At 42.7% G+C, this 22,435-nt stretch carries 22 protein-coding genes and 3 pseudogenes; 18 read left to right on the forward strand and 7 right to left on the reverse strand.

The window, feature by feature from the left end; all coding sequences use genetic code 11:
- Window positions 1-752: 752 nt before the first annotated feature.
- The 3 genes and pseudogenes from PSI22_RS19085 to PSI22_RS19095 all read left to right on the forward strand — a co-directional run.
- Window positions 753-1,172 (forward strand): annotated as a pseudogene (locus PSI22_RS19085) (IS6 family transposase); the annotation flags it as partial.
- Window positions 1,173-1,259: 87 nt separating this feature from the next.
- Complete coding sequence (locus PSI22_RS19090; protein ID WP_273581113.1) at window positions 1,260-1,400, forward strand: hypothetical protein; 141 nt, start codon at window positions 1,260-1,262, stop codon at window positions 1,398-1,400.
- A gap of 144 nt (window positions 1,401-1,544) precedes the next feature.
- A complete protein-coding gene (locus PSI22_RS19095) occupies window positions 1,545-1,718 on the forward strand; it encodes a hypothetical protein (protein WP_273581114.1) in 174 nt (57 codons plus the stop codon).
- 43 nt (window positions 1,719-1,761) lie between these two features.
- On the opposite strand, the gene PSI22_RS21645 is transcribed toward PSI22_RS19095, so the two are convergent.
- Window positions 1,762-1,986 (reverse strand): lysis system i-spanin subunit Rz, encoded by a 225-nt coding sequence (locus PSI22_RS21645; protein ID WP_442316501.1) that lies wholly within the window; start codon window positions 1,984-1,986, stop codon window positions 1,762-1,764.
- 242 nt (window positions 1,987-2,228) lie between these two features.
- Here PSI22_RS21645 and rluF point away from each other — a divergent pair, with 242 nt between their 5' ends.
- Together rluF and PSI22_RS19110 are read left to right on the forward strand one after the other, a co-directional pair.
- Window positions 2,229-3,101, forward strand: coding sequence for a 23S rRNA pseudouridine(2604) synthase RluF (gene rluF, locus PSI22_RS19105; RefSeq protein ID WP_038244016.1), 873 nt, complete (start codon window positions 2,229-2,231; stop codon window positions 3,099-3,101).
- 85 nt (window positions 3,102-3,186) lie between these two features.
- Entirely contained in the window at window positions 3,187-3,474 is a 288-nt protein-coding gene (locus PSI22_RS19110; RefSeq protein ID WP_370689049.1) for an inositol monophosphatase family protein, read from the forward strand.
- Between the two features lie 174 nt (window positions 3,475-3,648).
- On the opposite strand, the pseudogene PSI22_RS19115 reads toward PSI22_RS19110, so the two are convergent.
- Together PSI22_RS19115 and PSI22_RS19120 are read right to left on the reverse strand one after the other, a co-directional pair.
- Window positions 3,649-3,900: pseudogene (locus PSI22_RS19115) on the reverse strand (CbrC family protein); the annotation flags it as partial.
- A 26-nt stretch (window positions 3,901-3,926) separates the two neighbouring features.
- A complete protein-coding gene (locus PSI22_RS19120; protein WP_273581116.1) occupies window positions 3,927-4,793 on the reverse strand; it encodes a DUF817 domain-containing protein in 867 nt (288 codons plus the stop codon).
- 484 nt (window positions 4,794-5,277) lie between these two features.
- Here PSI22_RS19120 and PSI22_RS19125 point away from each other — a divergent pair, with 484 nt between their 5' ends.
- Together PSI22_RS19125 and PSI22_RS19130 are read left to right on the forward strand one after the other, a co-directional pair.
- Window positions 5,278-5,661: a YgiW/YdeI family stress tolerance OB fold protein gene (locus PSI22_RS19125; protein ID WP_273581117.1), complete on the forward strand. Its 384-nt coding sequence runs from the start codon at window positions 5,278-5,280 to the stop codon at window positions 5,659-5,661.
- A gap of 744 nt (window positions 5,662-6,405) precedes the next feature.
- A complete protein-coding gene (locus tag PSI22_RS19130) occupies window positions 6,406-6,885 on the forward strand; it encodes an Hcp family type VI secretion system effector (RefSeq protein ID WP_273581118.1) in 480 nt (159 codons plus the stop codon).
- 32 nt (window positions 6,886-6,917) lie between these two features.
- On the opposite strand, the gene PSI22_RS19135 is transcribed toward PSI22_RS19130, so the two are convergent.
- Together PSI22_RS19135 and PSI22_RS19140 are read right to left on the reverse strand one after the other, a co-directional pair.
- A complete protein-coding gene (locus PSI22_RS19135) occupies window positions 6,918-7,229 on the reverse strand; it encodes a YjeO family protein (RefSeq protein WP_273581119.1) in 312 nt (103 codons plus the stop codon).
- Window positions 7,226-7,936, reverse strand: a complete 711-nt coding sequence (locus tag PSI22_RS19140) for a hypothetical protein (protein WP_273581120.1) — start codon at window positions 7,934-7,936, stop codon at window positions 7,226-7,228. Before PSI22_RS19140 ends, PSI22_RS19135 begins: the two co-directional genes overlap by 4 nt.
- Before the next feature lie 992 nt (window positions 7,937-8,928).
- On the opposite strand from PSI22_RS19140, the gene PSI22_RS19145 reads away from it, so the two are divergent.
- From PSI22_RS19145 to PSI22_RS19195, 11 genes are all read left to right on the forward strand, one after another.
- Window positions 8,929-9,450 carry a fimbrial protein gene (locus PSI22_RS19145; protein WP_273581121.1) on the forward strand — a complete coding sequence of 174 codons (522 nt, stop codon included), beginning with the start codon at window positions 8,929-8,931 and terminating at the stop codon, window positions 9,448-9,450.
- An 87-nt stretch (window positions 9,451-9,537) separates the two neighbouring features.
- A complete protein-coding gene (locus tag PSI22_RS19150) occupies window positions 9,538-10,221 on the forward strand; it encodes a fimbrial biogenesis chaperone (protein WP_273581122.1) in 684 nt (227 codons plus the stop codon).
- Window positions 10,222-10,261: 40 nt separating this feature from the next.
- Window positions 10,262-12,811 carry a fimbria/pilus outer membrane usher protein gene (locus PSI22_RS19155; protein WP_273581123.1) on the forward strand — a complete coding sequence of 850 codons (2,550 nt, stop codon included), beginning with the start codon at window positions 10,262-10,264 and terminating at the stop codon, window positions 12,809-12,811.
- Between the two features lie 21 nt (window positions 12,812-12,832).
- On the forward strand, window positions 12,833-13,045 hold the full coding sequence (locus tag PSI22_RS19160) for a hypothetical protein (RefSeq protein WP_273581124.1): 213 nt from the start codon (window positions 12,833-12,835) through the stop codon (window positions 13,043-13,045).
- Between the two features lie 49 nt (window positions 13,046-13,094).
- On the forward strand, window positions 13,095-13,637 hold the full coding sequence (locus tag PSI22_RS19165; protein WP_273581125.1) for a fimbrial protein: 543 nt from the start codon (window positions 13,095-13,097) through the stop codon (window positions 13,635-13,637).
- A gap of 274 nt (window positions 13,638-13,911) precedes the next feature.
- Window positions 13,912-15,600 carry a 2-succinyl-5-enolpyruvyl-6-hydroxy-3-cyclohexene-1-carboxylic-acid synthase gene (menD, locus tag PSI22_RS19170; RefSeq protein ID WP_273581126.1) on the forward strand — a complete coding sequence of 563 codons (1,689 nt, stop codon included), beginning with the start codon at window positions 13,912-13,914 and terminating at the stop codon, window positions 15,598-15,600.
- On the forward strand, window positions 15,561-16,367 hold the full coding sequence (gene menH, locus PSI22_RS19175) for a 2-succinyl-6-hydroxy-2,4-cyclohexadiene-1-carboxylate synthase (RefSeq protein WP_273581127.1): 807 nt from the start codon (window positions 15,561-15,563) through the stop codon (window positions 16,365-16,367). The genes menD and menH overlap by 40 nt, the downstream gene beginning before the upstream one ends.
- Window positions 16,368-16,379: 12 nt before the next feature.
- On the forward strand, window positions 16,380-17,237 hold the full coding sequence (gene menB / locus PSI22_RS19180) for a 1,4-dihydroxy-2-naphthoyl-CoA synthase (RefSeq protein WP_273581128.1): 858 nt from the start codon (window positions 16,380-16,382) through the stop codon (window positions 17,235-17,237).
- Complete coding sequence (gene menC, locus PSI22_RS19185; RefSeq protein ID WP_273581129.1) at window positions 17,237-18,232, forward strand: o-succinylbenzoate synthase; 996 nt, start codon at window positions 17,237-17,239, stop codon at window positions 18,230-18,232. The genes menB and menC overlap by 1 nt, the downstream gene beginning before the upstream one ends.
- Entirely contained in the window at window positions 18,223-19,620 is a 1,398-nt protein-coding gene (gene menE / locus PSI22_RS19190) for an o-succinylbenzoate--CoA ligase (RefSeq protein WP_273581130.1), read from the forward strand. The genes menC and menE overlap by 10 nt, the downstream gene beginning before the upstream one ends.
- 154 nt (window positions 19,621-19,774) lie before the next feature.
- Window positions 19,775-20,317 carry a YfaZ family outer membrane protein gene (locus PSI22_RS19195; protein ID WP_273581131.1) on the forward strand — a complete coding sequence of 181 codons (543 nt, stop codon included), beginning with the start codon at window positions 19,775-19,777 and terminating at the stop codon, window positions 20,315-20,317.
- A gap of 112 nt (window positions 20,318-20,429) precedes the next feature.
- On the opposite strand, the gene tyrP is transcribed toward PSI22_RS19195, so the two are convergent.
- Both tyrP and PSI22_RS19205 read right to left on the reverse strand, forming a co-directional pair.
- A complete protein-coding gene (tyrP, locus tag PSI22_RS19200; RefSeq protein WP_273581132.1) occupies window positions 20,430-21,638 on the reverse strand; it encodes a tyrosine transporter TyrP in 1,209 nt (402 codons plus the stop codon).
- Between the two features lie 255 nt (window positions 21,639-21,893).
- Window positions 21,894-22,435: pseudogene (locus PSI22_RS19205) on the reverse strand (IS982 family transposase); the annotation flags it as partial.

Consider the following 22,435-nt stretch of genomic DNA (forward strand, 5'->3'; position numbering starts at 1 on the left):
TTTGCGCGGCAGTAATACTGACTCACAAACTTTGCACAACTCAATAAGAGGTGTGCCCAAAAGAGTGAGCTAGAAACAAAGGGTTAATGCGTTTTGTCCAGACCGTTATGTCCAAGTAATACGTTGAAACGCAATGAATTTATTCCTTTTGTCCAGTACATAAAGTAACCATTGGGATTTTCCCAACAGTTGGAATAAAGACGAATTTACGGAAGAGATGTCTCGGGTGGTCAAAGTGACGGCCTCGGATAAATCAATGAGTTAAGCAACTAGGGTGGAAATCACCACGGTTGCCGCAAGGTGTGATATCCCATCTTAAGGGCAAGTTTCTGCCCTATAGTGGTGAAGGATGTATATCTGAATAGTATATCTGTGTTCGACTCCTGAGTTAGCGGAAAAAGAAGGAGTCGAACAAAGCTGATATTTTTTGCTCAACTGTCCATTTTTATTCACTAAATTTTTCTGTGTATAGCAGTGTGTATAGGTTTATTTTAATGGTAAATTTATGATATATAAATCAATTAATTAACTTGCTTGTTCGAATCTCTCCTCCCTCTTAAAGTCTACTTTTCCCAGTAAAATCAACGAAAACTCCCAAATGACACTCTATTAACGTCTACTGGCATCTATTGCAATGTACCCCAGTCAGGGGGTATATATAGGGTTCTGTCGCATTAAAGAGCATTCAGGTAATATCGCAACTTTTACTTGGTGCTCTGATCATGTCTTTAATCCGAAAATCCTTCAAACGCCTGCATTATCCTGTTGATACTGCTGGCCAGACGATTAATTTTTTACTGACAGCGGATCGGGATACCGCAGCCGCATTGCGATTTTTCCGTAAAGCCCTACGTCAACACGGTGAACCTACCCTTGTCACAATCGATAAAAGCGGTGCCAATACTGCGGCGTTAGCCGTACTGAATACCGAAAAATCAAAGTCAGAAGCGATTAAAATCCGGCAAAATAAATACCTCAATAATCTCATTGAACAAGACCACCGGAACATCAAACGCCGAATACGGCCGATGTTAGGGTTTAAATCGTTTCACCGAGCCCAAACGATTTTAGCCGGTATCGAGCTCGTATCTATGTTGCGCAAAGGGCAATACCGACAATCTGAAGATAAGGGAGTGTCTCCGGCAGAGATGTTTTATCTATTAGCCGCCTGAAATAGCATCAATATCTATTTGACTAACTTTATTTCCTTAATGCGACAGAACCCAAAAAACTGTTTGGTGTGAAGTAAGGTGATTGAAATGAAAAAAACAAACTATGTAGTGACCTATTTGGCTGATTATCCCTGTGGGCATCGCCATTTTTTACGAATTTCTATGGCAGCCAATGATGCAATAGAGGTTATCGGAAAATCTCAGGCAGTATTATCAACATTCCTTTAACCACTCAAGGGAATGGGTAAAGAAATATTGATTTTAGTCTCGGACGTTAACTAATTGTTAAGTGTTGTTAGATTATTGTTGGATGGAGCTAATATTATTAGGCTCATTAATCTTTCGATAATAACGTTACAAGTGGAGAGTAAAATGAAAAAATATCTTCTTCTTTACCTATTGGCAGGCACTACTTTTTTAGCTTCAATGCAGACTTATGCTATGGCCTGTAGTGCGGTATTTACTCCAGATAGCCCAGAATGGAACGCTTGCATGAGCGTCTGCAAAGTGATACCTATTCCGGGAGTTCCCACACTTTGTTTATAATAAAATCAAGGAGGACGGCGCATTCCTGCCGTCCTCTCATCGCTCACTGACACTGCGTCCTAACATATTCCTGCAATCCCAGTATCATTTGCTCTGTGGTGGCAATTTGTTTTCTGAGTACCCAATAATTTCTGACAGCGATGTCAGTAGGTCGGGCGGTGGCTGCATCATCCATGCCGGAGGGGGCAGTGGTTTTAGGCTCGGGATAGGTGGCTTTGATGTTCACCCGCTCAGGATGAGTAAGGGAAGCAGTATGCAACCTGTCAATTTCAGCGGTTCGAAGATGTTTTTATTAATTGGCAGAACCACAAAAACAGGATTGCCATAAATCTCGTTCGTAAAAGAGCAGAACCGTAATCGACAGGCTGTCTCCATACCGGACGGCTCCATTAATACCGACTCTGACCCCTTAAACATCAAAGAGGGGTAGGATAGCCCTGCACAATTCGCCTCGATCAGACTTCGCAACTTAACTCGGGTAAGGTATAGTCTGCTTTTTACGGAGAAATCATGCTGACCAACCCATCTATTCGTCTTAACAAATACATTAGCGAGAGCGGCATCTGTTCCCGTCGCGATTCCGATCGTTACATCGAACAGGGGAATGTTTTTATTAACGGTAAGCGAGCCGCCGTTGGCGATCAGGTATTTGCCGGAGATATAGTGAAAGTTAACGGTCAGCTGATCGAGCCGCGTGATGAAGAAGACCTAGTGCTTATCGCGCTGAATAAGCCCGTTGGTATCATCACCACGATGGAAGATAGTGAGCGGGATAACATTAGTGATTTCGTTAACCACAGCAAGCGCGTCTTCCCGATCGGGCGCTTGGATAAAGATTCCCAGGGACTGATTTTTCTGACTAATCACGGCGATCTGGTCAATAAGATTCTCCGTGCCGGAAATAATCACGAAAAAGAGTACGTGGTAACAGTTAACAAACCGGTGACCGATGAGTTTATTCAGGGCATGAGCGCAGGTGTGCCGATGCTGGGAACGGTGACCAAAAAATGTAAAGTGCAGAAAGAAGCTCCCTTTGTGTTTCGTATCACGCTGGTGCAGGGGCTTAACCGCCAGATTCGCCGCATGTGTAAACACTTTGGCTATGAAGTTACTAGGCTTGAGCGCACGCGCATCATGAACGTCAACTTGAAAGGGCTGCCACAGGGCGAATGGCGAGATTTGACCGACGATGAACTGATCGAATTATTTAAGCTGATTGAAAACTCATCGTCCGAAGAAAAACCGGCGAAAAAAGCGCAGACTAAGCTCGTTGCAGCTAAAAAGCCGGGCTTTAACGGGCCGAAAAACGCCGAAAAATCCGACGGCAACTCTGCTTCCCGTAAGCGCTTTACCCAACCTGGGCGTAAGAAGAAGGGGCGCTAAGCCGGGATAATTCTTGTCAGCTGCCGGATCTAGCTAAATCCTTTAAGCGCCTCTCGTTGCGGGCTGACACAATAAAGATTTAAACATAAATCGCCACGAGTTTGCCAGACAGTACAAAAAACTAAGTTTACAACTATTTTGTAACTTATTAATGGCGCGGATGGCCGGTACCCTTGGTGAAGAGTTTGGTCTTGCAGGGAGCGAAACTTTTGAGTCAGGTTGGATCATTGATTCGATTGATGGCACGCGAGCGTTTATTTATGGTGTGCCATTATTTAATACATTAATCGCTTATATTGAAAACGGTGAACCTGTTGCCGGTGTGATTGGCTTTCCAGCTATCTCAACTATTGTATATGTCGCTCAAGGGTAGGAAGGCTGGATGTTGTACAGTGATCTCGATGCGTGTTATCGCTGTTTTTCAAGCTTGTTAACTGCTGCAACACCTGAATTGGCGGAGCAGATTATTCGATTAATGAATGAATAAAAACGATGATATGGGGTGTCTTACCACCCCGTTAAATCCGGATAGATAAACATTGTGCTATTAGCTGAAATCAAAACACAGGCGTAGTTTGCCGCAGTGGAGGCAGTGGAATAGATATCCCTGACAGTCACCGTTATTACGTAGGCAACGGGAAAGATCGTCAATTGAAAAACCATACTCTGCGAGATCGTTTTCTAGAGAAACGAATTCATCGAGCCTGTCTTTTATTTCATCCCAACCCACATAACCGATAAATGCACAAGGTTCATTGCAGTGTGCTAGCCAAAGTTCTTGTTGCCAGCCACAGTACCCCAAGGGCATAAGGTAACATTACTAAATTAACGGGCAATTGCCACATTCGCTTTGATATGTTTAAGGTGAACGACAATCGTAAAGGTAACAACCACCAATAATGACCATGCCCCCCATTTTCCTGCATGAACAACAGACCAAGCGCCTAATTGATTCGGGTATTGCCAGATCCCAAAAAAGGTACCGAAGTTTTCCGCCAACCAAATAAAAAAACCAATCAGTATAAAAGCAAGTAATAGTGGCATTCTGCATTCTTGATCCAACGGCGTATAAAAAATAGTACCACGTGCATACAAACCGAAAATAAAAGCAGTTAAGTACCAGCGATAATCATCAATATAATGATGACTAAAGAAGTTGATATAAATTGCCAGTGCTACCAGTGTTGCCATCCAATACGGTGGGTAATGCTCAATGCGTACCTTAAAAAAGCGCCATGATTGTATAATGTAGCTCCCCACGGCCGCATACATAAAACCTGTAAATAGTGGGACTCCCCAAAGCTTAGTAAACGCAGCATCAGGATATTGCCATGAACTAATAGATGCTGATGTCTTAAATAGCTCCATCATAAAACCGACTAAGTGGAAGACGCAGATCGCTTTCAATTCATCCCATGTTTCGAGTTTTGACCATATTAGTAATGCTTGAAAGGTCACTGCAAATACTAATAGTACATCATAACGCGGTATGCCCACGATGCCTTTTGCTGGAACCAAAAATAAAGCCAAAAAAAAGAAACCGGCAAATAAGCACGAGCGTGCATTAATCAAGCCAAAGAAAAGAAACTCTAAAATAAATCGCTTAACACCTGTGCTGTTATTAGGCTTATGAGCCATTAAGAAGTTATCAACTTTACGCAGAACATTCAGTTTCTGGCACAGACTTTCCATTTAATTAACCTGTTGGTGTTATTTGCTGTCAATTCACTATGATAAATGCCTATTTCATGCCGCGAATTCTAACAGGATTTGAGTAACTATGCTCATGTTTCAGTAAATGAACTGCCTGAATATCTGTGTTCTATTGATAAATATATAGGAAGCCAGATAGTTAGGGCAGATTTGTGTATTCTTATATTAACAGGTGTTCGACCAAGGGAACTTCGTCAGGCTGAATGGTTTGAAATTGATTTAGATAAGGCCGCTTGGAAAATTTCAGCTTATAGTCAACAGAAGGATTTATCGAAGGCGTTCTGGCGGTATCAGGGGGCACTTTGGAGCTGGATAAATGCGTACAAAAAGAAATCATCAATCAGGTTACGTAATTACAAAAGTCGGTTTATTGTGCTAAATTGGTAGCCGTTTCACACAGCTTATTGAATTATCAGACCTCGTTCCCGCGGGGTCTATTGCTTGCACAACCAAAGAGAAAACCATGAAAAAAACATTGAGTGCTATCATTCTCGGCACCCTTTCTTTTGGCGCCTTGGCACAGCAGGGCGGTTTCGTTTCCCCGGACAGCACAGGTTACACTCAAGGTGGGTTTAAAGGCCCAGCCCCTGATTTGACCAGCGTTGCTCAGGCAAAATCCCTTCGTGATGACGCATGGGTTGTTCTGGAAGGCAGCATTGTTAAACAGGTTGGTCACGAACTCTATGAGTTCAGGGATAACAGCGGCTCTGTTTACGTTGACATTGATGACAAACGCTGGTTGGGTCAGGCAGTCACTCCGGCCGATAAAATTCGTATCGAAGGCGAAGTGGACAAAGACTGGAACAGTGTTGAGATTGATGTTAAAACTGTTCGCGTCGTGAAATAATTCCGACGCTTCGAATACAGCCTCGCACTCGCGGGGCTTTTTGCTTTTGAGAGAAGGTAAACTTCATTATCATAATTATTGCTTCTCTGATTATTATTAATCGATTTTTACAGGCTCTATGCAATAATTCAAAATCCCGCAAGAGTACGGGATGTTCAGATGAATATTTCAAGGTAGCTCTCGAAAAGCGGCATCGTCACTTTCAGTCAAGTGTGAGCGGTTTTCACGGAAGTTTCTCCCGGCTGTTCCTTCTGGGCATGTGTGAGCCTATCAATCATTGAAAAAGTAATTATAGCCTTAATTTTTTGATTTTTATTATGATTTAAATTACAACCATCTTTCTTTATCTCATAAAGCTGAGTAAGCATGTTCTGAATACCAACATGAACATTTTTACTTCTTCCCTGTTACACTTTTCAACCCTTTGATTTTTATGATGGCTCAGATCTGAGCCATGAAAATAAGCCTATAAAACAATAGTATCCAGATTTGGATCATTGCCGCCATTTTTTGCCAGCACTGTCTTCTTAATTAAATAATTAAATAATTAAATCAGTAATATAGCGAGTTTAATTTCATGGTTATTATTTCAATAATGAATTACATGAATAATATTTTACTTATGTGTTATTTTCATTTTAATTTGCAGTCCTATTATAGTAGTATTTTTTATGAACTATGGGTTCCTGCCTAACCGGCTGGAATATTTTCCTAATGTCAGTATTTTTTGTATAAGGAATTCATGTGGCTAATTTAATCTATGCAACGATAAAAGGGAAAAAACAAGGTTTAATTTCTGCTGGATGCTCTACATTTGATTCAATAGGAAATAAATATCAGTCTGGTCATACAGATGAAATATTAGTTCTTTCTTTTGACCATGAAATTACAAGAGCGATGAATGTCAATCATAGGCCAGTTTCATTTGTTAAACCAATAGATAAATCATCACCATTGCTTGGTGTGGCTATATCTAATAATGAAGAACTTGAGATTGAATTCTTTTTCTATAGAACATCAATGTCTGGGGGTAATGAGCTATATTATTCTGTAAAAATACAAAAGGCTTTTTTGGATAGGATTAATGTTTGTTATCCACATTCGATAAATCATTCTAATAATCAACCTGAAGAACTGATTTCAGTTAAGTATGCAAGTATAACATGGCAACATCATATAGCAGGTACTTCTGGATACAGTTTCTGGGAAGACCGGTTATATTGATTTTTAAAACCCTCCTGGATTTTCAGGAGGGTTTAGCAAATTATTAGCCTTATAAAAAAACGCCATCCCCAGTATGCGAGTAGTGACAATGACACTATATTCATGGGTAATGATTTGAATTTATTTCTTATTGCTAAATAGAGTAAAGGGATTATGAATAGTATTGAAATAGGGGCGGTTATATCCCTTATGTCATCAACAACTAATGCTCTATAAGCGATACAGGCATTTTTTATTTCTTTTCCATCTATATATACCTCTTCTTCAAAAAAAGAGAAGAGGTATATAATAAACAAGCAACATATATAGTATATTGAATATATTATTATTGTTGTTTTTTTCATTCCTTTATTCCTAATATCATATATATGGATTTTTTCTTTTCCAGTATTCTTCTTCCATATGAACTATATTCTCTTTCTGGTGTGCCAATTGGTGCAGATATTGATTTTATAATATCATTTTTATCTCTTTCTATTCCCCTGTTATATCTTGAGCCTGCTAATATTAATTGTTCGTCAGTTAATATACTTGTATCTTCCATATTAGGGTTATCGAAAAGAATAAGGTCTTTTAGGTGTTTTGCAACGATGCTTATATTAAAATCATCAGTTAGCAGGCAATTAGCTAGTTGGAGTTGCTGAGTTGTCGTTAGTGTCGATGGTTCTATGCCTAGAGTTTCTGCGGCTGCTCTTAGCTGTATGGCTAATACACCAACTGATGTAGCGTTTGATTTTTTATTGTTACCATTAAAATTATCATTGAATAGTTGCCTGATTTGCAGAACGCCATATGCCTTGATTCTATCAGGTGTTCCACCTGCTTCCGCAACAGCAACACCAGCCAGTAAGAGAACAGGAATATTTTCTTTGTGTGCATAATTGATTATTAAATCTTTATTGTAATGTAAATAAGCCGCTTTATATGCCCATAAGTAATTTTCACCTGTTACAAGTCTTGAGTTATTGGGTAGAGCCTTATATCTAAGAAAGTCAATACCATCAAATCGGGGGAATCCTAATTCATCAACAGTGCAATAAGGATTTTTCATTGTTAACGATATCCATGGCTAGATAATGGGTTGAAGTTAATTCTGTTTCATTATGAAGATAAGATCCACACTTATTTATATTAAAAAGTTTTCTTTTTGAGATTTTTTCATATTGAAAATAATATTTTTCTTAAAATAGAAAAACCTGTTTTCAGACCTATTTTTTTCAATGTTTGCAGCCTTGTCAGCGTTTCAGTTATCTATTTTATATCATGTACTTGTTGACGCCATTGCGACTGGATAGCATTGTACACACGGCCAAGACAATCTGTTATCGTTGTCCATGGGTGTGGGGATTGTTGCTGGTTCTGACCCAGAACATTATTCCCCTTCTCATGGGTGAGTAAAAACTAATTTTATTTATTTACTATAACGTATGTTTTAATAACTCATTTCTCATAAAATCATTATTAAAAAAATAATCCGGTAGTTTTTTTAATAAACTATCAAATGGATATTTATTCATTTTATTTTTCATGTTTATAGTTATCTATTTGAATTTAAAGTATTTATGTGTATTTAATTTAATTAATAACTTATAAAAATATAACTTAATTAATTATTTTATGATGATAAAAAAACTATCGTTAAGATTTAGTGCATGATAATAATAATTAGTTTGATAATTATATATTATGTTTAAATATTTAAATATTTAGAATTATATTCATTGATTTCATCTATATATAATGACATTTAGTAAATATTTCTCAATATCTTGGTGTATTATTCTAAATATTAATATTTATCGATTTATTATGTTGATCTATATGATATTAAAGCTATTATTATCTTGTCTTATCTGTAATTTGCAAAACAAACCCTTGAACAGGCCACGTAAGAGGGTGAGTGGTGAGTGGATAAAAGACAATGATTATAGGTACGTTACATGCGGTATGAGTATCTATTAAGTTAATGAACTAATTTCCCTATCGTATTGTATCAAGTCGCGGGGAATGGTTTTTGTGCATTGATTAATGAGGTTTAATTTAATGAAATCCAAGTTGCTTATTTCTTCTTTATTTGTATCTTCTTTGTTTGCTGCAACTGCAAATGCGACTATTGGTACGGTTAATTTTAAAGGTGAAATAACGGATAAAACGTGTGAAGTTGATGCCGCTTCTGCAAATCAAACGGTGAATATGGGCAAGGTGAGTGTTAAAGAATTTGCTGGTGAAAGTAGAGTTGCGGCAGCAACAAAATTCAGTATTAAATTAACTGAATGCCCAACCGAAGTTAAAAATGCGCTTGTTAAATTTGATGGTTCTTCTCATGAAAGCAAAGGCAAACTTTTAGCTCTGACAACAGACAGCAAAAATGCCAAGGGCGTTGCTATCGGTATTTATGAAGATAACTCAGACAAGCTGGTTGGTTTATATAAAGATTCTAAATCATATGCAATTGAAAAAGGAGCAGCAGAATTGCCGTTTGTTGCTAAATACGTAGCGACGAATGACAATGTTTCCGCGGGTTCTGCTAATGCGGTAGCGCGTTTTACTGTAGCGTATAACTAATAAATCACGGTATTCCACACTTAAATACAAGGCAGGGATGCCTTATTTAATTAAATACATTAATCATGATTTATTGGAGAAACTACCGTGCAGTGTCATCGTTTGTTGATAATGGTGTTTTTATATTTTTCCAGTAGTTACTTTGCAATGGCGGGTGGTGTGGTTATTGGAGGAACTCGGGTTGTTTACTTAAGTGATAAAAAAGAAGTTTCTGTATCTGTCAATAACTTAGAGAAAGAATCTGTTTACCTTATTCAGAGTTGGATTCAGGATGAAAATGAGAAAACCAAAACTCCGTTTATCGTGACGCCCCCTTTATTTAAGTTACCCGCAAATAACGAAAATATTTTGCGTATTATTAAAGTGGGTGATGGATTGCCAATGGATAGGGAGTCTATATTCTGGCTAAATGTGACGTCTATTCCTGAAACTGTAAAATCAAGTGCAGATGTCAATCAGTTACAGATTGTTGTTAACTCGCGATTAAAACTATTCTACCGCCCTACACAACTGGAAGAGAACTCGGGGGAGGCTTATAAGCATATCAAGTTCAGGAAAGAAAATGGTGTATTAATTGCAGAGAATTCCACACCTTATTTTATTTCTCTTTCACATCTAAAAGTGGACGGAAAAGAAATCGAAGGGGCGGGTATGATTAATCCCTTTAGCCAATCAAGTTGGCCATTGCCTGTCAAAAATGCGAAAAATGTCAGCTGGAAAGCAATCAATGATTACGGTGGAGTCACACAGGAAGAATTCGCAGATCTTTAGGTTATTTATTAATTTTCATTAGATTGTCAGAAGATTGAATATGTCAAAAAATATAAAGCATAATCTTGCCAAGGGATTGTGCGAAGGCAAGTATTATCGATTATGGCTGCCTATATTTATCATGATAGGGAATTTTTCTTATCATTTTAAATCTTATGCTGAAAATGATTTCAACATCCATGCGCTGAGAATAGGAGATGATTTTCCTGATGATATCGATCTTTCTATTTTTAATACTTCCAAGCAACCCCCCGGTGAATATTGGGTCGATACCTACTTAAATAAAGAAAGTATTGATACAGGGAATGTTGAATTTATTTTAAAGGATGGTGAACTGCGGCCAAAACTCACTGTGCAAAAATTGCAGGATTTGGGGGTGAAACTCGACGCTTTTCCGGTGTTGATGAACTTACCGTCAGAAGAGGTGATTACCAATATCAGCGAATATATTCCTTCAGCCAGCACGCAGTTTGATTTTAATCGACAACGGCTGGATATCAGTATTCCCCAAGTTGCACTGAATCATCAGGTGAGAGGTTATATTTCGCCTGAATCATGGGATCAGGGAATGACGGCTTTATTGGTTAACTACCATTATAGTGGGTCAACAAACTGGCAGGATAATCGGAGAACTCATCAGAGCAATTATTTAAATCTGCAAACCGGCGTTAATTGGCAGGCATGGCGTTTACGAAATTATTCCACTTATACCAGTCAGCGCAAAAATTGGCGGAGTATTAAATCGTATCTTCAACGTGATATTCATGCTCTCAAAGGGCAGTTGATCGTCGGTGATAGTTTCACGCCTTCTTATCTTTTTGATGGGATAGAATTTCGCGGGATTCAGCTTGCTTCTGACGAAAATATGCTGCCGGACAGTATGAAAGGTTTTGCACCGGTTGTAAGCGGGATTGCTCAAAGTCATGCTCAGGTGACAATCAAGCAGAATGGCTATGTGATTTATCAGACTTATGTTGCACAGGGGCCATTTGTATTAACCGATCTCTATCCAACCACTACCAGTGGGAATTTAGAAATCATTATTAAAGAAGCGGATGGCCGGGAACGTCGTTTTATACAACCGTTTTCTGCTGCGCCCATTATGCTGAGGAAAGACAGCCTGAAATATTCGCTGACAATGGGACATTACCGCTCACCCTATAGCCACAGCCGCAAACCTTATTTCTTTCAAGGTACTTTGATCTATGGGCTTCACAATAATCTCACCGCATATGGTGGTGTCATGTTATCCCGTGATTATCAATCTATGGTGTTAGGTTCAGGAATCGATTTGGGCAATTTCGGCTCGCTTTCTTTTGATGCCACCCATGCTAATACTCAATTGCTATCAGACAAAAAATCCCAAGGGCAGGCTTACCGACTGCAATATCTGAAAGCGCTTTCACTGACAGGAACTCATTTAACTGTGGCAGGGTATCGTTACTCGACTAAAGGTTTTTACGATTTCGATGATGCCAATCATGCTGATAACCTCAATGGCAACAATCGGTTGTTTGGCCGTATCAATAAGAAAAGCAAACTACAAGTGCAAGTTAATCAAATACTGGGGGATTTCGGCGGGTTGTATGTCACGGCATTCCAGCAGGATTACTGGGGGCAGAGTGGTCATGAACGTGGTCTCGGTGCGGGTTATAACATGAGTCACCGGGGTATCAATTACGGCTTGAATTATACCTATAGCCGTACTCCCGACTCTGGCAATCATGATCAATTATTCTCATTCAGCGTTCATGTGCCTCTCGACCGCTGGCTGAAAAATAGTTGGGCCAGTTACAGCTTGACTTCAGGTAAAAACAGCCCCACTTCGCAACAGGTCAGCCTGAACGGTACGGTACTGGAGGATAATAACCTGCATTACAGCCTGCAACAGAGCTATACCAACCAAGGGGATGGCGTCAGTGGAAATATTCATACCGGATATAAGGGAGCCTATGGCCGGCTTAATGCTGGTTATAACTACCAGCACCATGGCAGGCAATTGAATTACGGCGTTAGTGGGGGAATTGTTGCACACCCTTACGGCCTGACTTTCTCCCAGGAACTGGGTGAAACTGCGGTATTGGTTCGAGCCGAAGGCGCAAAAGGCGTCAAGGTAGCCAATAATACGGGCGTTACCACCGACTGGAACGGCTATGCCGTTGTGCCTTATGCCAGCAGTTACCGAAAAAACCGGGTTGCACTTGATCCTCATTCCTTTGCTGATGATGTTGATATTGATATCAATACGCAATTTGTTGTTCCGACAAAAGGCGCGCTTACTCTGGCCAATTTTCAGACACGGGTCGGCAGTAGGGTATTGATGTTTCTCTCATACCAAGGCCAGCCAGTGCCTTTTGGTGCTATTGCGACGCTGGAGAAACAGCATGATATTGACAAGTCCAACAGCACAATTGTCAGCAGTGAAGGGCAAGCCTATTTCACGGGAATGCCAACCCGTGGAAAGTTACAGGTTAAATGGGGCTCTCAGAATGCCAAAACGTGTCTAGCCAATTATACCTTGCCGGAAAAGCAAACATTATCAGGCCATCCTCTATCTGGCATTTATACAATGAAGGTGAATTGTGAATAACACCGTATCAGGATCAGGCTTATGCTGATTTTCCGTCAAAATTATCGATTTTTACTGGCAATATTTATCCTGCTGGTGAGTTTGGCTGCCGATGTTTATGGCAGTGAGGGAAGCTGCCGGATTAAAGAAGGAAGGAAACAACATGACTTATCTGCCGTGTTTCAACCGAAGGTGACTATTTCCAGAAGCGATATGCCTGGAGCTGTGATTTATCGGTTATACGCCAACCAGTAGCAGAAATGATGATACTTATGATTCAGGCGTGCCTGGGATAGGCATACGGATGTATGGTTCTAATATAGAACTGATTAAGACAAACCCCAAAACAGGCACTGGCCCGATTAAAAATGGGGTGATTCAAGCTTATGTGGGTTCTACTATTGTGCATACTTATCATATTCATGATGCATTGGTCACAACTGAAAGCTGTATCTTGGCTAAAAAGAATATTATTGTCCCCATGGGATCAATCGGGATGTGGGAATTGTCAGGTAATCCGCGTACTGCGGGGGAACAAGATTTCAGTATTGATCTGGATTGTGACGACAATATTCCTATTACGTTAAAATTTGAGGGAAATACAGTGTCAAATGACAACCGTATATTAGCGCTTGATCAGAGAGGGAGCCATTTTACGGCCGGAGGAATTGGTCTTCAGATTCTGTATCAGGATCAACCCGTCATGATAAATTCCGTTTTAAAGGTTGGCACCAGCCAGACGGGAATTTACTCGGTTCCTTTCAAAGCTCACTATATCCAGACAGAAAGTGTGATCACCGCAGGTAAAGCCAACGCCACCGCAAAGGTATCCATCATTTATAATTAAGTCCATGTTGCCAGCCATAATCTCCTTTTATGGCTGGCTTGACCCTTTCTTATTCATCCCTTCTCTTTTTTCTGGCAGAAAACGCCCGATTTTATTGGCAATTGACCTTATGCTCCCAGTTTGTAGGGGAAATATTACTAATTAAATGACAATTTATTGAACTAAGATAAAGAAATCGTTTCTACGGGTATTACGATAAAGAAAGCCTTATATAATGTGCCCTATTTTTTTGAACCTTATTTTTTGATTTGAAAGGAAGTTCTTGAGCATCGATATGTCAAACAGCGTACTTAACCGCCGTTGGGCGGAACTTTTATTGGAAGCACTGACCCGTCATGGATTGCGTCATGTTTGTATTGCCCCCGGTTCCCGCTCCACGCCATTGACATTATCAGCCGCAGGGAACGCTAAACTGATCTGCCATACTCATTTTGATGAGCGGGGATTAGGGCATTTGGCGCTGGGTCTGGCGAAGGCGAGTAAAGAACCGGTTGCCGTTATCGTGACGTCAGGAACCGCGGTTGCCAACCTCTATCCCTCCTTGATTGAAGCCGGTCTGACAGGCGAGCGGCTGGTATTTCTCACCGCCGACAGGCCACCGGAATTAATTGATTGTGGTGCGAATCAGGCTATTCGCCAGATCGGTATTTTTGCCTCCCACCCTACTCAGACGCTTTCACTGCCGCGCCCGACCACAGAGATCTCTGCCAGTTGGCTGGTCTCTGTCGTCGATAATGGCATGTCGAACTTGAAACAAGGGGGATTGCATATTAATTGCCCGTTTGCTGAACCTTTGTATGGCAATGATGTGATCGCGTATCAAGATTGGCAACAAACATTGGGAGAGTGGTGGCAGGGAAATCAACCGTGGCTCAGGCAGCCAGAAACTCATGTTACATCTAAAGTGCAGGATTGGGGATTGTGGCAGAACAAGCGGGGCGTTGTGCTGGCTGGCCGGATGAATGCAGAAGAAGGTCTGCTCGTTGCACAGTGGTCAAGAAAAATGGGCTGGCCACTGATCAGCGATGTGCTGTCCCAAACTGGGCAACCGTTGCCTTGTGCTGACTTATGGCTGAATCATCCCCGTGCTCAGGAAATTCTGGCACAGGCGCAATTAGTGATTCAATTTGGCTCTAGCCTGACTGGAAAAAGATTGTTGCAATGGCAGGCTCAATGTCAGCCAGAAGAATTCTGGATTGTTGATCCGATTGTTGGCAGGCTTGACCCAGCGAACCACCAAGGACGGAAATTTACTTGTTATGTGGCTGATTGGCTACGGGAACATCCTGCTGACTCCACGCAAGAGCCTACTTCTTCTTGTTGGGCAGATGAATTGACCTCATGGTCAGAGCAAGCACTTGAATGTGTCAACGCCAGATTGGATGGAAAATTTGGTGAGGCGGCAGTGGCGTATCAACTGCATCAATTACTGCCAGAACAGGGACAGTTGTTTGTCGGTAATAGCTTGATTGTCCGTCTGATTGATGCGTTGGGGCAACTCCCCGCAGGTTATCCGGTTTACAGCAATCGTGGTGCAAGTGGTATTGATGGGCTGATTGCAACAGCCTCAGGAGTACAAAGGGCAACGAACAAACCGACGCTGGCAATTATCGGGGATCTTTCAGCACTCTATGACTTAAACAGTTTAGCTTTGCTGCGTGATCTTTCCGCACCGATGATCTTGATTGTCGTCAATAACAATGGCGGCCAGATTTTTTCATTACTGCCTACGCCAGAAGAAGCGCGCCAGCGTTTTTACTGTATGCCACAACATGTCAATTTTGATCACGCTGCTGCCATGTTTGGTCTGAATTATGTGACGCCACAAAGTTGGCCTGAATTAAAGCAACGTGTTAAACAGGCGTGGGGGCAAAAAACAGCGACACTGATTGAATTAAAAGTCACAGACAGCGAAGGCGCGAGATGCCTGCAAGAGTTACGGAAACAGGTGGCTGCATTGTGAAACTCGCCAGTCAGGTATTTCATTCGGATAAGTCGGGAACATGGCTGGTTTGGCTGCATGGCCTGTTGGGATGCGGTGATGAATGGCTACCCCTGGTGAATGCTTGCAATCAGTATGCCTCGCTAGTCATTGACCTGCCTGGCCACGGTCATTCGGCCGATATCGCTGTGGCAGGGGGTTTCGCTGAGATGAGCACTCTTCTGAATGAAACCTTATTCAAGCATCAGATCCATGACTATTGGCTGATTGGCTACTCACTGGGTGGCCGCATTGCTATGTACCATGCGACTTACGGCCAACATGAAGGGTTACGGGGCGTGTTGGTGGAAGGCGGAAATCCCGGGCTGTTTTCCCAACAGGAGCGTGATGCGAGATTACAGCATGATCAGTATTGGGTGCAGCGTTTTCGTGAGGAATCGATGGAGACTGTCCTTGCCGATTGGTATCAACAGCCTGTTTTTGCCGATTTATCATCGGAGCAGCGTGAGCAACTTATCCATTGCCGCAGCCAAAACAGGGGAAGCCGGATTGCCGATATGTTGGAAAATACTTCACTTGGGTATCAGCCGTGGCTGGTTCCTGCTCTGCAACAAATAACCACACATTTTGCCTACTTATGTGGGGAAAATGATGAGAAATTTCAGAACATCGCGAAGCAATATACATTGCCGTTAAAAACCATCCCACAGGTTGGGCATAACGCTCATAATGGCAACCCTGCGGCATTTGCCGCCGAAGTGAACCATTTTTTATCACTTTTTGGTTAAGGAGATTCAGCAATGCTTTATCCTAATGAAGAAAAATTGTACGCACCCATTGAATGGCAAGATTGCTCCCAAGGGTTTGAAGATATTCTCTACCATAAATCTGTAGATGGTATTGCCAAGATTACTATCAATCGCCCACAGGTGCGTAATGCGTTCCGTCCCCTGACAGTAAAAGAGATGATTCAGGCGCTGGCAGATGCTCGTTATGATGACGAAGTTGGTACGATTATCCTGACGGGAATGGGGGAAAAGGCGTTTTGTGCGGGGGGCGATCAAAAGATCCGTGGCGATTATGGCGGTTATCAGGATGACAACGGCATGCATCATTTGAATGTGCTGGATTTTCAGCGTCAAATTCGAACCTGCCCGAAACCGGTTGTTGCTATGGTTGCGGGCTATTCCATTGGTGGTGGACATGTGTTGCATTTGATGTGTGATCTGACCATTGCAGCAGATAACGCGATCTTTGGTCAGACAGGCCCTAAAGTCGGGTCATTTGACGGCGGGTGGGGCGCATCTTACATGGCGCGTATCGTTGGGCAGAAAAAAGCCCGTGAAATCTGGTTCCTCTGTCGTCAATATGATGCCCAACAAGCGCTGGATATGGGGCTGGTCAACACGGTTGTGCCTTATGCGGATTTGGAAAAAGAAACCGTGCGCTGGTGTCGTGAAATGCTGGAGAACAGCCCAATGGCGCTGCGTTGCCTGAAAGCTGCACTGAATGCGGATTGCGATGGGCAGTCGGGTTTGCAGGAGCTGGCGGGGAACGCCACCATGTTGTTCTATATGACCGAAGAAGGGCAGGAAGGACGCAATGCGTTCAACGAAAAACGTCTCCCTGATTTCAGTAAATTCAAGCGTAATCCATAATGCGGAAAGCGACCTTATATTCATTCAGCCTGCCTATGGAGGCAGGTGTTATTTTGCGTGATCAACGTCTTAAAACCCGTGATGGCTTTCTGGTGTATTTGCAGGAAAATAAACGGTGTGGTTGGGGGGAAATCTCCCCGCTACCCGAATTCAGTCATGAAACTCTGGAACAGGCCAAAAATGCTGCCGTGACATGGCTGCAACAGTGGTGTCAAAACGAACAGGGATTAACGGTAGGATCCGAAGAGAGTGAACTGCCTTCCGTGGCGTTTGGTATCAGTTGTGCCCTCGCTGAACTACAGGGTGAATTACCCGAAGATGCTGATTATCGCAAAGCACCACTATGTACGGGCGATCCTGATGACGTGATTTTGCGTCTGGGAAATATGACTGGGCAAAAGATTGCTAAAGTGAAAGTCGGGCTGTATGAAGCGGTGCGGGATGGCATGGTGGTGGATGTCCTGCTGAAAGCCGTACCCGATCTCCAGTTGCGGCTAGATGCGAATCGCAGTTGGACACGCATAAAAGCCGATGATTTCGCAAAATATGTCAATCCCGATTACCGGCAACGAATTGCTTTTCTTGAAGAACCTTGCAAAACCCGTGAAGAATCCTTGGCATTTGCCCGTGATACAGGAATTGCCATCGCATGGGATGAAAGCGTGCGTGAAGCGGGTTTCACGGTAGAAGCACAGGAAGGCGTTGCGGCCATTGTCATCAAACCGATGTTGGTTGGCAGTATTGCCCGCTGTCGTCAGTTAGTTGCTGATGCTCATCAGGCAGGGCTGGAAGCGGTAATCAGTTCCAGCATCGAAACCAGTTTTGGCCTGACACAGCTCGCCCGTCTCGCACATTGGCTGACACCCGATACTCTTCCCGGGCTGGATACGCTGGATCTGATTCAGTCACAACTCATCCGCTGCTGGCCAGAAAGTACTATTCCCTGTGTGGCGCTAGATGATCTGGACACTGTATGGAGCAATGAATGCCATTAGCGGAATGGGCGCAATGGCCGTGGCATCATTGGGCGATGCTCCACCCAGAGAAGCAGGCCGTCAAGCTGCATGAAGAGACGTTATCCTGGCGACAATTAGCGGAAAAAATCAACGTCATCGCTGCCTATTTTCACCAACAGGGGCTGTGGGAAAGTAGGGGTGTGATCCTGAGAGGAAAAAACAGTGCGGATCTCCTGCTGTGTTATCTCAGTGCATTGCAATGTGGCGCAAGAGTCTTGCCACTGAATCCGCAACTCCCTGAGCCTTTGTTGGCGGAATTGCTTCCTCGGCTGAACATGACATTTGTCATCGATTTTACCGATTCCCCTTCATCTGCCATTCAGGCGATTAAACTTGATTGGCAACCTGAATTATCCGTAATACCAGAGCAATGGGTGCCGTGGGATAGCCATCGCCCTGCCAGTATGATCCTGACTTCAGGCACTTCTGGATTACCCAAGGCGGCGGTCCACTCTATTGGGGCTCACCTTGCCAGTGCGCAGGGGCTCCTCTCCTGCATGGATTTTCAGCCAAATGACAGTTGGCTGCTTTCGCTCCCGTTGTTTCATGTTTCCGGTCAGGGCATTCTTTGGCGCTGGTTGCTGATAGGTGCAGAATTGGTGTTGCGAGATCTGTATCCATTGGATCGTGCATTATCTGGCTGTACCCATGCGTCACTTGTACCAACTCAACTCTGGCGTTTGCTTGAACAATCGCTTGAACATGAGTTCACTTTAAAAGCAGTGCTCTTGGGTGGGGCAATGATACCGACTGCATTGACTCAACAGGCTGAACAACTTGGTATTCATTGCTGGTGTGGCTATGGACTGACAGAAATGGCGTCAACGGTCTGTGCAAAACGGGCAGATGGTTTATCAGGCGTGGGAAATCCACTACCGGGTAAGGATATTCGCTTGGTGGATGAAGAGATTCAGATCCGCGCTGACAGCATCGCTATGGGTTATTGGCTTGACGGAAAATTGAAGCCACTGGCAGATACCGATGGCTGGTTTTTGACCCGTGACAGAGGAATATTCGAACAGGGCGAATTACGTATTTTAGGGCGCCTCGACAATCAATTTTTCAGTGGGGGAGAGGGGATTCAGCCTGAAGATATAGAGCGGATTATTAACCAACATCCCCAGATCCTGCAGAATTTTGTTGTACCCATTCCTGATAGTGAATTTGGACATCGGCCCGTTGTGGTGATTGAAACCCAATATCCTACACTTACGGAAACACTTGATAACTGGCTTGCTGATAAGCTCGCAGCATTTCAACGCCCTGTGGTTTGTTATCTTCTGCCTGTACAATTGAAAAATGGCGGGATAAAAACTTCACGCCAGCAGGTCAAGCAATGGGTACTGGAAAAAATGGGTTATATCTAATTAATTTATAAATCGGGTTATGTATAAAGATGCAGGGGTATACATATTTTGATAAATTTAGATATTTACTTACGTGCACTATCTATGGTGTTACTTGGACTTCAGTAAAATATCTCAGATAGTATTGGTATTCACCCCTTGGGAAGAGAAGAGTATGAAAAGTTTCATTGCTGTCAGCGTGGCCAGTTTGCTTTTTGTGTCTGGCGCGGCAAATGCAATTTCCATGAATGTACAGGCTGGAAAGCATTACACAAGTACATCTGTGGGGCTAGGTGATAAAAGTGCGGGATTATCTTTGAATGGAAACTGGACTCGCAGTGATCATAACGGTCAAATTGGTAGTTTGGGCACCGCTTTCGCTCTGCCTGTAGGCCCAATAACGGCAAGCGTTGGTGGTAAAGTGCTTTATCTGTCGCCAAAAGCAGGGAAAGATGGCGTCGCGTTGGCTGCGGGTGCTGGCCTTAGTTGGGCGGTGTTGCCTTCCTTGTCACTGTATGGTGAGGCTTATGGAGCACCATCAGGGCTGACATCAGGCGTTGATTCTTATACAGAGGCAACAGGGGGCGTCCGTTATACTTTAATTAGGCCGCTGACTGTGGATGCTGGTTATCGTGTTATTGATTTGAAAGGAAAAAATGGTAACCGTAACAATAAAGTCTCAGAAGGTTTTTATATTGGTGCCGGTTTCAGCTTCTAATAAACCTATACTTAATAGATTTCAATTTGCAGCCAACAAAGCAGCAACGTGAAAGATGGAAAGTATAATCGAGATCATCCGCATCGTTCATCGATGCGGATAGTTTTATGAATTACCCTACCTCAGGCAGTATTCCAGCGACAATGCCAATCTGAATGGCAATCAGAATGATACCACACAAGAAAACCACAACTAATGCGGGGGTTCCGCCAAAGACCCGATATTGGGGCTTATGCTGCTGACGAGCTTTAAATACCAGAATACTCGGCAGTAACAGCGCTAAAATTGACAGTGCAGCAGCCGCATAGCCTAAAGCCATTATAAAACCTTTGGGATAAAACAACGCAAAAACCAATGGGGGAACAAACGTCAGCAACCCTGTCTGAAACCTTCCCGCTATATTATCCTGACGTTTGAACAAATCAGCCAGAAAATCAAATAAGCCTAAGGCAACGCCTAAAAAGGATGTCACGAGTGCCAGATTGGCAAACATCCGGACAGATAATTCTGTCTGGGGGGAGGCGACAACATGACGAATGGCGCGCAATAAACCATCCAGACCGGATTTTTCGGCTAATATTCCCATAAATGAGGTGGGAGCAATGCTGCCCAAAGTACCCAATTGCCAGAAAATATAAGCCGCTAATGGAATAGCACTACCGATGATAAATATCCAGCGTAATTTACGGATATCTCCTTTCATATATCGTACGATGCTGGGTACGCTGCCATGGAAGCCAAATGAGGTGAAAATGACAGGGATCGCAGATAACACAAGGCCTTGCTCAACGGGCAGGGATAACAAATTGACATGGCGAATGTGGGGCATCATCAGGCCAAGCATCAGTATCAGAAAGATCAGTTTGGCGCTGAATAAGATCCGGTTAATGAAATCGACGGAACTGGTTCCAATGCAGACAACGCCTCCGGCAACTATGGTGAATAAAATCACGCCCGTTGACAATGAGAGTGAAGAACCTGCCCATGCATTAATGCTACTGGTCAGTAATTCACCTGCGCCACTGATATAAGCCGATGTTAAGGCATACATCAGAAACAGCATACTGAATCCGGTCAATAATTGGCCTTTCAAACCAAGATAGTGTTTTGCAATGGTTCCCAGCCCAGTATCGGGTTCATTGTATTGATAGACTTCTACCAGCAGGAGAGCTGTATAACTCATCAATGCCCACAGGGCGACTAACATGACCAGTGTTGTTCCAAAACCCACACCTGCCGAAGCCAGTGGCATTGCCAGCATCCCCGCACCAATTGTCGTTCCAGCGACGATAAAAATACTACCAATAGTGCGATTTTTCACGCGATCCTCGCTTCTGAATATGTTGAAAAATAGTTATAAGATTGGCAGGTTAAAGGATTGATTTATAGCTGTCAAATTCAGATTACATCGAGTGTAAATAATTAATTACATACTTAAATGCGGCTGGATAAAAATACCGCTCGTGATAAGTGATACAAATTCTGTGTCTTCTGGGGGATTGACTGAACTCTTTTAACTTAACGGTACAGTTATTGTTTTTGCTATGTGAGTGTTAGTGTTTTTATCTAATTAACCTCAGCTTCGTTTAAGAATAGCGATATCAGTATCCCGTAAATTCAAGCTCGGTTTTTTAGGCTGGAATGTATAAGCAATTAGACCCGCAGCGATTTCCAGCAGAAAACCGAGCTGACTGCGATGCCTTGAATGCTCTATCTGAGAAATATTTTTGAGCTGGTCGATGACCGTTTCTATCAAGAATCGCCTTCTTAACATCAATCTATCCCAGAGAGATAACGCTTTTGCCTTCATGTTACTACGGACATTAGTGATTAACGTGACCCCTTCAGCTTCCAACTCATCACATAAAGCCTGTGATAAATACCCTTTATCACCCTATAAGCATCCCGTTAACCCTTTTGCCATCGATTTGACAGGGTGACGATCATCCTTATTTCCTGTGGTTAACTTCACGGCCAAAAGTTCACCGCAATCATTGATAACCAGATGAAGTTTAAAGCCATAAAACCAACCTGTACTCGTTTTTCCTCGTTGTGCAACCCCCTCAAATACCCGATGGCGGGGAATACGAAGGTTGTGACAAACGGCAATTTTGGTGG

The organism is Xenorhabdus aichiensis, from assembly GCF_028598775.1.
Lineage (GTDB): Bacteria > Pseudomonadota > Gammaproteobacteria > Enterobacterales > Enterobacteriaceae > Xenorhabdus > Xenorhabdus bovienii.

Coding starts and splice junctions, on each gene's coding strand:
- PSI22_RS19160 (WP_273581124.1), top strand. CDS start 12,833: ATGCTGATTTTCCGTCAAAATTATCGATTTTTACTGGCAATATTTATC.
- PSI22_RS19095 (WP_273581114.1), top strand. CDS start 1,545: ATGAAAAAATATCTTCTTCTTTACCTATTGGCAGGCACTACTTTTTTA.
- PSI22_RS19165 (WP_273581125.1), top strand. CDS start 13,095: ATGTATGGTTCTAATATAGAACTGATTAAGACAAACCCCAAAACAGGC.
- PSI22_RS19090 (WP_273581113.1), top strand. CDS start 1,260: ATGAAAAAAACAAACTATGTAGTGACCTATTTGGCTGATTATCCCTGT.
- menC (WP_273581129.1), top strand. CDS start 17,237: ATGCGGAAAGCGACCTTATATTCATTCAGCCTGCCTATGGAGGCAGGT.
- menB (WP_273581128.1), top strand. CDS start 16,380: ATGCTTTATCCTAATGAAGAAAAATTGTACGCACCCATTGAATGGCAA.
- PSI22_RS19135 (WP_273581119.1), bottom strand. CDS start 7,229: ATGAAAAAAACAACAATAATAATATATTCAATATACTATATATGTTGC.
- menE (WP_273581130.1), top strand. CDS start 18,223: ATGCCATTAGCGGAATGGGCGCAATGGCCGTGGCATCATTGGGCGATG.
- PSI22_RS19125 (WP_273581117.1), top strand. CDS start 5,278: ATGAAAAAAACATTGAGTGCTATCATTCTCGGCACCCTTTCTTTTGGC.
- PSI22_RS19145 (WP_273581121.1), top strand. CDS start 8,929: ATGAAATCCAAGTTGCTTATTTCTTCTTTATTTGTATCTTCTTTGTTT.
- PSI22_RS19140 (WP_273581120.1), bottom strand. CDS start 7,936: ATGAAAAATCCTTATTGCACTGTTGATGAATTAGGATTCCCCCGATTT.
- menH (WP_273581127.1), top strand. CDS start 15,561: ATGCCTGCAAGAGTTACGGAAACAGGTGGCTGCATTGTGAAACTCGCC.
- PSI22_RS19155 (WP_273581123.1), top strand. CDS start 10,262: ATGTCAAAAAATATAAAGCATAATCTTGCCAAGGGATTGTGCGAAGGC.
- PSI22_RS19195 (WP_273581131.1), top strand. CDS start 19,775: ATGAAAAGTTTCATTGCTGTCAGCGTGGCCAGTTTGCTTTTTGTGTCT.
- rluF (WP_038244016.1), top strand. CDS start 2,229: ATGCTGACCAACCCATCTATTCGTCTTAACAAATACATTAGCGAGAGC.
- PSI22_RS19120 (WP_273581116.1), bottom strand. CDS start 4,793: ATGGAAAGTCTGTGCCAGAAACTGAATGTTCTGCGTAAAGTTGATAAC.
- menD (WP_273581126.1), top strand. CDS start 13,912: ATGTCAAACAGCGTACTTAACCGCCGTTGGGCGGAACTTTTATTGGAA.